This is a genomic window from Lachnospiraceae bacterium JLR.KK008 (assembly GCA_037015955.1).
Lineage (GTDB): Bacteria > Bacillota > Clostridia > Lachnospirales > Lachnospiraceae > VSOB01.
Map to the genome: position 1 here is coordinate 2,929,764 of CP143548.1, position 12,125 is coordinate 2,941,888.

Consider the following 12,125-nt stretch of genomic DNA (forward strand, 5'->3'; position numbering starts at 1 on the left):
CAAGGAATAGAAAAAAATTTGCGCTATTATCCCTTTTCAGCCAACTACATTTGTGTAAGCTTATAATGGCATTGCTAAATCAAGTTCCTTACTTGACAACAACTATCAATCGTGCTATTTTTTGACTTGCAAATATATATTGCGAATATTCGTAAACACAATTCGGAATAAAGGAGAAATGAAACTATGCCGTCAAAGCCAGTCCTTTCGGATGCTGATAAAAAAGCAATCCGCAAAAAGCTGGAAGAACTATGCGAGGAGTGTTGGATAGCGCAATGGTACAAAAACAAGCATTAAGTATCTATGCGACAAAGCAGTTATATCTATCGGTACTTTTTATACGCTCTACCCGACAAAAGAAGATTTATTCCTTGAAACAATCACAGACATACAAAGAAGGTTGACAGAAAAAATTATCGACATAAACAGGAACAGCCGGACGAAAGAGGGATTTGCACAGTCTATGAAAAGGCTTTTCCGGGAATACGACAGCAAGCCATTCCTCTACAATGTCAATACGCCGGATTTTCAGTCTTTTGTGACAAAGCTGCCGGAAGAAACGATTAAGAAAAATCGAAGTGCGGGAGCTGCTGCTGCGAATCAACCATGAATACCACACAAGCATTTTCATATCCAGCCATATCCTTGACGAGCTGTCTAAAATTGCCAACATAACCGGAATTATTGATCACGGGGCTATGCTTGCGGAAGTATCTATGAAAGAGCTTACGGCGAAAGGGATAGACCTTGAATCCTATTATTTAGGCTTATTGGGAGGAGGTGGAAAAAATGTGGAATCTTATCCGCATGGAAATTAAGAAAGTACCGTTAAAGCCGCATATCGCCGGACTGTTAGCAGCTAACTTTATCATTTTTCTGCTTTCCGTCTTTACGTCCAGCCTTTTAACTGCAAGCGGCAATATATCCACGCTTCCGGGATTTGCCCCAGTCCAGTTAGATACGGTTATGTTAGCGGCAATGCTTGTAAGGGCTACTCTGATTGTATGGGAAGCGGTACTGATTTCCGTATTTGTAATTGAAGAATACAGAAACAAGACAACTGCCTGATAAATTTAAATTTACAGCAACAGTTTATCCACCTGCCAGATTATTTCTTTCTCAGATATATCATATGGCATTGGGTCAATATCTCCGAAACAGTAATTTGAAGCGTCAGAACGATTGTCAGTCCACTCTAATACCCAAAAGTCTGTTAATGTGGACACTTTGAAAAATTCTCCATTCATTGTCCAGCAAATACCTGACGGATATAATTCTAATTGTTCCGCTCCAAGTTCACGGAATCTATTTTCAACAACTGCTTTTATATCTGCTTTTTTCACACGCAGCACCTTCCAAAACCTAGATTTTCCGCTCTGTTTATGCTTGTCTGTCTTTCAGATCGAAATTTATACCATAGAAATCAAATCATCATCAAAGTATCGTTTGCTTCTTGTTTTCTCATTGACGCTAATGGTGTAAAAATAGCAATTACGTTTGAAATGCCAGTAAATCCCTACAATCACACCTGTCATATCAGAATGGTTGCAAGGCGAAACCCTTTCCCCATAAACAAACCGGGGAGGTGCAGGCAACTCCATAATTTCTTTTATGTCCAGCTCATAATTAGCTCTAGGCAATATAACTAAGGCTTTACTATTGTCTATCTTGTATTGAACAACTGCATGGAATAGTCCATCTTCAAAAGCTTTACTGTCGAGATATAGTCCCCACATAAAAGAAACCTCCGCTTGCCTCTTTGTCAATCACTTTTTTGCTCCAAACCTTTTAATAAATAAAAATATCAACCCATTTTGTGGACTGCAAGTTTAATTGTTACACAAGCTCCACTGGAAGCAATATTTGAAAGTTCTAAACTTCCGCCGTGTTTCTGGCTAAGGACACGGCTTGTAGCCAATCCCAGGCCCATATGCTCTCCCGTTTTATCCTCAGAATAAAGAAAGGTGTTCTTTTTACGAAGCATTGCCCTTGAAAAGCCTTTGCCATCGTCTGATATGGTTATCATAAGCATATCATCGGTAAGAGAGTACCCAAAATCCACCTTGCTTTTGGCATATCGAATGGCATTAGAAAAGATATTCTCGACAATACGGTAAAATATCTGCTCGTCTAATTTCACCTGACATTCGGATATGGTGGAATGGTATGCAATCTCCAGGCTACGCTGTTTGGCAAAAAACGAAAGACTTTCCGTAGCTCTTTTTAAAAAATCCGGTAATTGAACTACGGAATACTTTGTTTCCGTTTCTTCAATCGCATTCAGGTCACGGATATAATCTGTATATTGTTCAAGCCGTTTTGCCGTTACCGCAAGGTTAGACAGTGTATGCCGCAATTCTCCGTCATTCAGATTTCCATCTGCCAAGCACTGCTGCATATATTCCACATATCCCTCGACAATCGCAATGGGATTTCTGAGGTCATGTGCCACTGATGCCTGCAGAATTCTGCGCTGCTCAATCATGTTCCATAGCTGACGGTTGTTATCATAGAGCGCCTGCCGCATTTCTTCAAAAGCGGTGCAGAGCCTTCCTAATTCATCATTCCTGCTATAATCAACCGTAAAATCAAGATCTTGCTCCCGGATATGTTTTGTCGCATCGGCAAGAACCTGAATGGGCGGTGACAGTTCTTTCCTGTAAAACCACCATGCACACAGCATGATACCTGTAATGGAATAGACAAAAGGAAGCAGCACCATAGAAATGCCTGCCATTCTGTATACAAACTTTTGCTTTGGGCGAAGCGCCGCGAAGCCGGACTCGATTTTCTCTATTATGAATTCCGTATTCTCCAGAGTTATATCCACTCCGGTAGGAACGATTATACCCACCTGGGCAGGTTCGTCAAGGATAACCCTCTGCCCTCCCTCTAATACCCTCCCGTCCGCTGTGACCGTCCGGGTATTCAGCCAGACTTCCTGAGAATCGGGAAGTATCACTTTCTGTATACGGTAGCATCCATAAATCGTCAGGACAGATGCCGCAAAAACAAGAAACATTGCAGCAGCCACCGCATAGATAAAAGCTCTTTTCATTGAGCCGGGTTTTCTCGTTTTCTCCATCTGTAACCCATCCCCCAAACTGTTTCGATATATTCCCTGCCCGTAGCTTCCTTCAGTTTATTCCTGATCTTTCGGATATGCTCTTTTATGACTCCGCTATCTCCTTCGGCATTCAGGCCCCATACGGCTTCATAGATCCGTTCCCTGTCGAATATCTGATTGGCGTTGCGCATCAGAAACTCCACAATATCAAACTCGCGGTTTGACAGGTTCAGCGGCTTTTCCCCATAAAAACAAGTACGTTCCTCAAGATTTACAATCAAGCCCTGAGAAGAAACGATTTTAGGCGCAGCCTTACTTCGTTCATCTCTTCGCAGGTGAGCTGCCACTCTTGCCGTCAACTCTTTCAGGCTGAACGGCTTGGTTATGTAATCATCACCGCCAGCCTGCAAGCCGTTTATTTTGTCCTGTTCCGTAATCCGGGCTGTCAGAAACAAAATGGGGCAGACGACATTCCGGCGGATCATTTTACATAACTCCAGTCCATCTATTTCCGGCATATTGATGTCAAGCAGAATCAAATCGGGATAGATATTCAGCATGGATATTGTCTGCTCCGCATTTTCCGCTACAAAAGCCTCATATCCACACTTCTGTAAGTGACTTGACAATAACTCTGTCAACATTTTTTCATCATCAACAATGAGTATTTTGTATGCCATAATAACCTCCTCTCCCAGAATATGTTACTGCAAATAAGTCAAAAAGTGGTCAATTTCCTGCTTTTCAGAGCGTTCTCAACCGCTTTTTTTATGACAGTGCTTGAATTTGTTGCGCCTGATATTGCGTCTACATCTATTTTCTGTTCATCAACTATACTGTCAGTGATAACTTCTGCGGTCTTTCCACGTTCATGCCTGTGCTTTAAAATGTTAATATTTGTGATTTCTCCATTTTGCACGGTAACTTCCACTTTGGCATATATAAAATCCACGTCATATTCACCAATATAAACTCCGTCAGGAATATCAGAAATATTTATATCTTCAAAGGTGGTTTCCCTTACTGCCTGTCTATAGTCCGCAACACTTTTAAGGTAGTGGATTCCCAAAACGAAACCGACAAGCAAAAGGAACATGATAAAAAATAATACTGTTCTCTTTTTCGATATTCTCACTTCATCACTCTCCACTATCTGCAATAGAACAATACAACATATGAAAACCATGTTCTAAAAACTTGACTTTTGATAATCCCATTGCTTTTTTAATATATTCTTCTTTATTTTCTGCAAGCTGAATAAGCCCGGACAACATACCCCAGAAAACAAAAATAGCAGGCATGATTTTCAGATCGCTTCGCAGATCGCCTTTATCTATGCCGGATATTAAAAATTCCTTTATCTTTTCGTTTATTTCTTCCCCTATTTGATAAGTTTCTTTTTCCTCGGGAAGATAATCGCGGCTCTCAAAATCAATATTGATTTTATCCAATATCATTTTGAAGTAGAACGGAAATTCTTCCTGATACTGAACCAATCCACGACAAATGAAATTGTATTGTTCTTTTGTAGTTTGCTGCTGCTCCAGTGCAGAAGCGATGTAATGATAAAGTTTTTTCATGCTGTTCAGCACTAAGATACCAACAATTTCCTCTTTGTTCTCAAAATACACATATAAAGTCGCTTTGCTGTATCCGGCCGCTTTGGCTATATCGTCCATAGAAGTTGCCGCTATGCCTCTCTTCATGAACAATACTGACGCAGCGGAAGCAATTTTTTCCCGGTGTACACTTTTCGGCTCTTTTTTTCTCCGTGCCATTGTCTGCCTCCTAATAATTAAACTTTTGGTTTAATTATAAAAGTTTTAAAGAATACTGTCAACTTTTACCTCCAAAATAATCTGGAAAATATTTGCCTAACGTCATCTGACAGCCCTCCAACGTGACAGACTGCTCCTCGCCCTCTGCTTGAAAATCCGTCATTGTAAGGACACGGCTTTTCCGGTCAGTGCTAAAACGGCAGTCAGCCATTTCTTCTCACCCTCTGAAAGCCGCCTCATTGGGAAACTCATTAACCGGTTCGTATCCATTGCCACCACTTTTTCCACAGCGCTTAATCGAGAGCAGGCTTTGCAGATATAGGTTGCATGGCCTTTCCCGGAAAATTTTTCATTTGCCTTATATTCGCCGCATATTTTACAGTAATGCCCGTGTGGGCGGTTTTTCTTCTTTGACATCGCAGATTCATCCGTTCCTGCACCTACTATACAGTGAACCATCAAAACTTCAAAGATAGCTGTGGGTTATTTTAGAAATTCTTTATGCCGGATATGCTTCCCCGGTTGACGCATACAACAGAAAATACGTTTCTCGGATTTTCTATTGTCATGAATAAAAAACAGGCTTCCTCTGCCATATCCCGCAATTTTCCGATCACCCTGCCGGACAGCTCCCTCTGCTTATTTTTTATATTTTCTTCCTGCTCCCTACCCTGTCCTGCCACCTGTGCCTTTTTCTCCGCAAGGCGGGCTTATAAGGACGGTTTTGCGGCTAGCCTGTCCTGTGCCTTTTTGTTTTCCTCTTTCTGCGCTTTTTCCTCTGCACCGTTATTCAGCACATTATCCACCATGTTGTAATTCTGTTCTTCCATTTCCGGCAGCTTCGCCACAAGCTCCGTAATCATTTCCATCGCCTGCGGATTCCCCTTTATATCAGGGATATACTCTAAAATGTCAAGGTCAATCCTGTTCCCGGTTAAAATGTCAATCCCCACATCCTCAAATGCCGGCTTCGACTTCTGGACATCATGTCCAGAAGTTTCCTGCCCTACGTTTTCTTCCTCCGGTGCATCGTTCATGCCGAGCGGGTCAGAGCCGACCTCTAGGTTATGAAAAAGCTGCCTTTTTAAGTTCATTACGAATTTGTGATTAAACGAATCAAAGGTCACCGCATCTTAAACCCGGCATACTCCCCGACCGTTGCAGGCACATTGACGGTTTTCATCTCCTTGCACATCTCCACAAGCGCTGCCCTGGCTTCTTTTTTGTCCGTATAAGTCTTATCCCCGACTCCCATAAAAAACTGCTCCTTATCTGCCGGGAAGTTTACTTTTGCGGTCTGAATATCAGCCTCCATGCCGCTAATCCGCTCCTTCAATATGGCTATCTGCTGTGGGTAATGCCTTGCGATATTGTCCTCAAGGTGGTATTTCTGGCTGGCGTGGTTCGCTTTCATCAGCTTCAGCTTTGAAACCTGAATGTCGAGATCCATCTTTTCTTTTATGTAGGGATTGCCAGTTGCCAGAGCCTTCACTTCCGCATAAGTGAGAGCCGCTTCGTCTATGTCCTCACAGCTACACACCAGGGATTTGCTCGTCATGATCTGCCCGATGAATTCCTGCCTATTTTCGATAATCTGCCAACTGTACGAATCGAATGTGCCTTCCGTCATATTTCGAAAAATCTTCACCTTTGGATTGAGGTTGCCCTGCCTTAAAATACGCCCCTCCTGCTGTTCAATGTCGGACGGGCACCCACGGCACATCGAGATGATGTATCCTGCACGTTGGTTCCTGCGCCCATTTTCTGCGTGGAACCCAATAAAAAACGAACCTGTCCGCTTCTTACCTTGCCAAACAGCTCCGCTTTCCCGATTTCCGTACCGCCTTTGTAAACAGAATTACGGATAATCCTTGTGATAACCTCCTGTTTCCAGTCATACCAGTAATCATCACTGCCCGTATCATGCTGTGAGAAAAACTCCTGCTTGTAATAGCTCGGCTTTGAGATTTTCCTTTCATACAGAACTTTGCCGATGCGGTTTGTTCCATACCCTTCCAGTGCCGTATATGCTTTCCGCTCTTGACCTTTTTGGAAATATCCCCCCGAATAAAATTCATTGAACACAGGTTATTGGGGAAAGAGAAAGCAAACAGGCAAAAATCCAGTATTCATGCGGGTTTGCGGCGAGATGGCTCTCAAAAACTAGCCTCACAAAAGACAGATTATTACACAATCACATTCTCCCTTTTTTCATACCAAGAAACGAGGTGATTATCTTGAACACACAAATCATCGCCATCGCAAACCAGAAAGGCGGTGTCGGTTATAATGAGATTTCTCTTCTTAAGAAAGACAAAAAAACGTTCCCAATATAAACTGAAAATTTTATTCGATTTTTCAATGATTCCGATTTTTTCCCGATGGGAAATATATGCTTCTGCGCTGTCTTTGAATCCTTCTGGGAAAATGTATGCCCTTTTATCCATAACAAGATAGAGGGTAACATTTCCTGAATGTTGGTATTCTGCCAAAGCATTTATACAACGGTAATAGGCTGCACACCATTTTTTCTGTTTGATTTTAGATGACATGGAATAATGATCTCCCAAAAACTGTAATCCAAAATCCATGCCGAAGGAATCCGTGTTGTGTTTTTCAGCGTAGAGTAAAAGTTATTTTGTAAGGGTCTTAAAAACGTTTTGGTAATAGTTGGATGCACCTGATTGAATGAGTGCTTCCTGAGTCTGGTTGATTAGTTGCTGCAAAGTTAAATATTCCATCATGTGTCCCTCTTTAAGTGATTTGATAAAAATACACTTAAATCGTGAGAGATTATGGAAAGTAAATCAACCTAAAAACGCTTTATTCATAAGAATTTCCTCAATAGACCGCTGTTTCTGGCAGTATTCCGGATAGCGGAGCTGAATGCCCTGCCAGAAGTACATCGCATAGCCGCAGCAGTATATATTACTTACCGAATACTCCCTGCACTCTCTGATCTGCTCATCCTTGCGCTTATAATCGTCAACACTCGGAGTACCATCTGTATAAAGGTTAAAAGCAAGCCTTACCACCCGGACACTGCCGCTTGTCTGCCAGCCCTGGTGCAGGCACTCCGGCTTGATGAACTCGGACTTAATATCATAAATCTGGCTGAAAGTATTCCTCGTGTCCTCAGAAATACCGAGAATGTAAATCAAAGCCTTGTGATAGCAGTTCTGATACCTCCCTTGTTCCATTTTTTCATAGTAAAACTTTTCATGTTCCTCGTTTGCAAAAACCATGTGTGTGCTGTTGGTGTTTCGCACCTCTGCTCTTAACGCTGTGTTGTTCATGTGTGAACCTCCTTTGGTTATTTTGTTTGTGTATATAAAAAGGACTCTATCCTTTGTTTGGGATAGAATCCTTTGAAAAAACCACAAAAAAGGGGAAAACTCTTAAATGAATTTTCCCCTAATCGTCAAAAATAGATTTTACAAACGAAATCCTCAAAGCAGTTCGACTTTGTGTACTCCGGACGATGTGCCATAAAATCATTCACATCAGCTCTGGTTATCAGATATTCCGTAAAGTACATATATTTGTAATCTACTTTCCTACATTGTTTATCGCCGCCTGTGCAGCCGCGAGTCTTGCAATCGGTACACGGAACGGACTGCAGGATACGTAGCTCAGGCCGATATGATGGCAGAACTCCACAGAGCTGGGATCGCCGCCATGCTCGCCGCAGATGCCACAGTGAATCTCCGGTCTTGTCTCTTTTCCTTTCTTGATCGCCATCTCCATCAGGAGGCCAACACCGTTGCGGTCCAGTTTTGCAAACGGATCGTTTTCAAAGATCTTCGCCTTGTAATAAGCCTCCAGGAACTTTCCGGCATCATCTCTTGAGAAACCATATGTCATCTGTGTCAGATCGTTGGTACCGAAGCAGAAGAATTCCGCCTCTTTCGCGATCTGATCTGCCGTCAGCGCAGCTCTCGGTATCTCGATCATTGTACCCACTTCATATTTCAGTTTCACGCCCGCTGCTGCAATCTCTGCGTCTGCAGTCTCTACCACGTTTTTCTTAACATATTTCAGTTCCTTGTCGTCTCCGATCAGAGGAATCATAATCTCCGGCACAATATTCCACTCCGGATGAGCCGTCTTTACTTTGATCGCCGCACGGATAACAGCCTGTGTCTGCATACGCGCGATCTCCGGGAAGGTAACTGTCAGACGGCAGCCACGGTGTCCCATCATCGGATTCATCTCATGGAGAGTCGCGATAAATTTCCTGATCTCATCCATCGTCTTCCCTTTCGCATCCGCAAGTTTACGAATGTCTTCCTCATCGTTGGGAACGAACTCATGAAGCGGCGGGTCAAGGAAGCGAATCGTAACCGGATCTCCCTCCATAGCTTCAAACAGTTTCTCAAAGTCTCCCTGCTGAAGCGGAAGCAGTTTCGCCAGCGCCTCTTCTCTCTCTTCCAGCGTGTCGGAACAGATCATCTCACGGAATGTATCGATTCTGTGTCCGCCGAAGAACATATGCTCGGTCCGGCACAGGCCGATGCCTTCTGCCCCCAGCTCTCTTGCCTTTTTCGCATCTGTCGGCGTATCCGCATTGGTACGCACTTTCAATGTGCGGTATTTGTCCGCCCACTCCATAATTCTTCCGAACTCACCGGCAATGGTAGCATCCACGGTAGGAATGGCTCTGTCATAAATATTACCTGTCGTTCCGTCGAAGGAAATAATATCGCCCTCATGGAATTCCTGCTCACCGATACGGAATACCTTGTGCGCTTCATCCATCTCAATCGCAGAGCAGCCGGATACACAACATGCGCCCATGCCTCTCGCCACAACTGCCGCATGGCTCGTCATACCGCCGCGCACAGTGAGGATACCCTGCGCCGCCTTCATACCTTCAATGTCTTCCGGTGATGTCTCAAGACGAACGAGTACGACCTTTTCTCCTTTTGCTGCCCATTTCTTCGCATCCTCTGCCGTGAATACGATCTTTCCGCAGGCTGCTCCGGGCGCTGCCGCCAGTCCTTTGGCAACCGGAATCGCTTTGCTGATCACATAGCTGTCAAACTGTGGATGAAGCAGGGAATCGAGGTTTCTCGGATCGATCATCGATACCGCTTTCTTCTCATCGATCATTCCCTCGTCTACCAGGTCACAGGCAATCTTGAGCGCCGCCTTCGCAGTCCTTTTGCCGTTACGGGTCTGAAGCATATACAGATGCCTGTCCTCAATCGTAAACTCCATATCCTGCATATCTCTGTAATGATTTTCCAACGTATTACAGATGTCTGTAAACTGATCATACACTTTCGGCATAATCTCTTTTAACTGATTGATTGGCTGTGGTGTCCGCACACCGGCAACCACGTCTTCGCCCTGTGCGTTTAAGAGAAATTCTCCCATCAGTTTTTTCTCGCCGGTAGCCGGGTTCCTTGTGAAAGCAACGCCCGTTCCTGATGTCTCGCCCATATTTCCGAACGCCATCATCTGTACGTTGACTGCTGTTCCCCAGGAATACGGAATGTCATTGTCACGGCGATATACATTTGCGCGGGGATTGTCCCAGGAACGGAAGACCGCTTCAATCGCACCGATCAGCTGCTCCTTCGGATCGTCAGGGAACGCTTTCCCTATTTTAGATTTATATTCTTCTTTAAACTGATTCGCAAGCTCTTTCAGATCTTCGGCGGTGAGCTCCACATCCTGCTTTACGCCTCTTTCCAATTTCATACGATCAATCAGTTCCTCGAAATATTTCTTGCCCACTTCCATTACGACATCGGAATACATCTGGATAAACCTTCTGTAGCAGTCCCATGCCCAGCGGGGATTTCCCGATTTCGCAGAAAGCACTTCCACCACTTCTTCGTTCAACCCCAGATTCAAAATCGTATCCATCATACCAGGCATGGATGCCCTTGCGCCGGAACGGACAGATACAAGCAGAGGATTTTCTTTATCTCCAAATTTCTTGCCTGTGATCTCTTCCATCTTGGAAATATGTTCCATGATCTGACCCATGATCTCATCATTGATCTTTCTGTCATCCTCATAATACTGCGTGCAGGCTTCCGTCGTAATCGTAAAGCCCTGCGGCACCGGCAGGCCTAAATTCGTCATCTCCGCCAGGTTCGCACCTTTCCCTCCCAGGAGATTGCGCATATCGGCATTGCCCTCTGTAAATAAATACACCCACTTCTTTGTCATACCATACCTCCGTATTTTTGTTGTTTGTTTTAGTATACCATTCATTGACAGAAAATTAAACAACTATTCCATTTATTAGCAGAAAAAGAGTGCGGAAAACAGAGCCGAAGAGTTTGCCCTCTGCCCGTCGCGATTTTGATATTTATCGTACAGGAATTCCTGCACAAAAAAAGAATCGCGGCTGCGCGATTCCTCTTATGATTCATAATCCGGTACCATGATCTCAATCGCCTGAGGTCTGTTTACAATCTCCACATTCGTGTGATCGCCGCCAAACTCTCCGTCCAAAGTCCATGCCACTTCTTCCTCCGATTGAAATGTGATTCTATCCGTCTTTTCATAAATGATACGATCCGTATCTATCGTCTCTGTCAGCAGTGCAGTGATGATCTGATTTAACCCTAATGGCGTTTTCGGTTTGCGGATCAGCATAACCTCAAACAATCCGTCATTCAACTCCACATATTTCCCGGTAAGTTTTTTGAATCCTCCTACAGAAGTGGAATTTGTGATCATTCCGAACAGAAACTCATCTTCGATTTCTTTTCCATTGCAATCCACTTTCAGGTAATACGTCCTCAGGCTCGGAAGCCTTTTCATTCCTTCCAGTATATATGCCACATGGCCAAGCGTATTTTTATAGCTCTGCGGTGTCTCATAAGAAACTTCCGTAAAGATACCGAACGCCGCCACATAGACAAATATATCCTGATTAAACGAACCGACATCGCAGGAAAATTTTTTCCCGTCTACTGCGATATGGGCCGCTTCCACCATGTTTTTAGGGAGTCCCAGGCTGGCGGCAAAATCATTGGTACTGCCCGCCGGAATATATCCGATCGGAATGTTCTCTGCACACTCCATCACCCCGGTTACTACTTCGTCTAATGTGCCGTCTCCGCCGCTGCATACGACCAGGTCATATCTCTTCCCTTTCTCCCTCACGACCTCTGCCGCATCTCCCGGCCCTTTTGTCGGACGGACTGTCACCTCATATCCACCTTCCGCCAGGATCTCAATGACATCAACCAGCTTTCCCCGTATCTTCCCTTTTCCCGCACAGGGATTATAGATCAAAAGCACATTCTTTGACATAT

14 protein-coding genes and 1 pseudogene are annotated in these 12,125 nt (G+C 44.0%); 2 read left to right on the plus strand and 13 right to left on the minus strand.

Going from position 1 to position 12,125, the window contains the following annotated elements:
- Positions 1-400: 400 nt before the first annotated feature.
- Complete coding sequence (locus V1224_14465; GenBank protein WWR15658.1) at positions 401-610, plus strand: hypothetical protein; 210 nt, start codon at positions 401-403, stop codon at positions 608-610.
- A gap of 179 nt (positions 611-789) precedes the next feature.
- Positions 790-1,068: a hypothetical protein gene (locus V1224_14470; protein ID WWR15659.1), complete on the plus strand. Its 279-nt coding sequence runs from the start codon at positions 790-792 to the stop codon at positions 1,066-1,068.
- A gap of 11 nt (positions 1,069-1,079) precedes the next feature.
- Here V1224_14470 and V1224_14475 read toward each other — a convergent pair whose 3' ends face one another.
- From V1224_14475 to V1224_14535, 13 genes and pseudogenes are all read right to left on the minus strand, one after another.
- Positions 1,080-1,343: a hypothetical protein gene (locus V1224_14475; GenBank protein WWR15660.1), complete on the minus strand. Its 264-nt coding sequence runs from the start codon at positions 1,341-1,343 to the stop codon at positions 1,080-1,082.
- A gap of 66 nt (positions 1,344-1,409) precedes the next feature.
- Positions 1,410-1,736, minus strand: coding sequence for a hypothetical protein (locus tag V1224_14480; protein WWR15661.1), 327 nt, complete (start codon positions 1,734-1,736; stop codon positions 1,410-1,412).
- Positions 1,737-1,804: 68 nt separating this feature from the next.
- The gene (locus V1224_14485; protein ID WWR15662.1) at positions 1,805-3,058 is read right to left on the minus strand and encodes a HAMP domain-containing sensor histidine kinase; all 1,254 of its coding nucleotides are present in this window, start codon (positions 3,056-3,058) and stop codon (positions 1,805-1,807) included.
- Entirely contained in the window at positions 3,055-3,747 is a 693-nt protein-coding gene (locus V1224_14490; GenBank protein WWR15663.1) for a response regulator transcription factor, read from the minus strand. The genes V1224_14485 and V1224_14490 overlap by 4 nt, the downstream gene beginning before the upstream one ends.
- Positions 3,748-3,785: 38 nt before the next feature.
- Positions 3,786-4,202, minus strand: coding sequence for an FMN-binding protein (locus tag V1224_14495; GenBank protein WWR15664.1), 417 nt, complete (start codon positions 4,200-4,202; stop codon positions 3,786-3,788).
- Between the two features lie 4 nt (positions 4,203-4,206).
- Entirely contained in the window at positions 4,207-4,845 is a 639-nt protein-coding gene (locus tag V1224_14500) for a TetR/AcrR family transcriptional regulator (GenBank protein ID WWR15665.1), read from the minus strand.
- Between the two features lie 159 nt (positions 4,846-5,004).
- Positions 5,005-5,262, minus strand: coding sequence for a hypothetical protein (locus V1224_14505; GenBank protein WWR15666.1), 258 nt, complete (start codon positions 5,260-5,262; stop codon positions 5,005-5,007).
- 71 nt (positions 5,263-5,333) lie between these two features.
- Positions 5,334-5,528, minus strand: coding sequence for a hypothetical protein (locus V1224_14510; protein ID WWR15667.1), 195 nt, complete (start codon positions 5,526-5,528; stop codon positions 5,334-5,336).
- Between the two features lie 30 nt (positions 5,529-5,558).
- A pseudogene (locus V1224_14515) lies at positions 5,559-6,864 on the minus strand (DUF4316 domain-containing protein).
- A gap of 167 nt (positions 6,865-7,031) precedes the next feature.
- Positions 7,032-7,436: a hypothetical protein gene (locus V1224_14520; protein WWR15668.1), complete on the minus strand. Its 405-nt coding sequence runs from the start codon at positions 7,434-7,436 to the stop codon at positions 7,032-7,034.
- A 216-nt stretch (positions 7,437-7,652) separates the two neighbouring features.
- Complete coding sequence (locus V1224_14525; protein WWR15669.1) at positions 7,653-8,141, minus strand: DUF6075 family protein; 489 nt, start codon at positions 8,139-8,141, stop codon at positions 7,653-7,655.
- Between the two features lie 253 nt (positions 8,142-8,394).
- On the minus strand, positions 8,395-11,028 hold the full coding sequence (ppdK, locus tag V1224_14530) for a pyruvate, phosphate dikinase (protein ID WWR15670.1): 2,634 nt from the start codon (positions 11,026-11,028) through the stop codon (positions 8,395-8,397).
- A gap of 195 nt (positions 11,029-11,223) precedes the next feature.
- Positions 11,224-12,123: a YegS/Rv2252/BmrU family lipid kinase gene (locus tag V1224_14535; GenBank protein WWR15671.1), complete on the minus strand. Its 900-nt coding sequence runs from the start codon at positions 12,121-12,123 to the stop codon at positions 11,224-11,226.
- Positions 12,124-12,125: the final 2 nt, after the last annotated feature.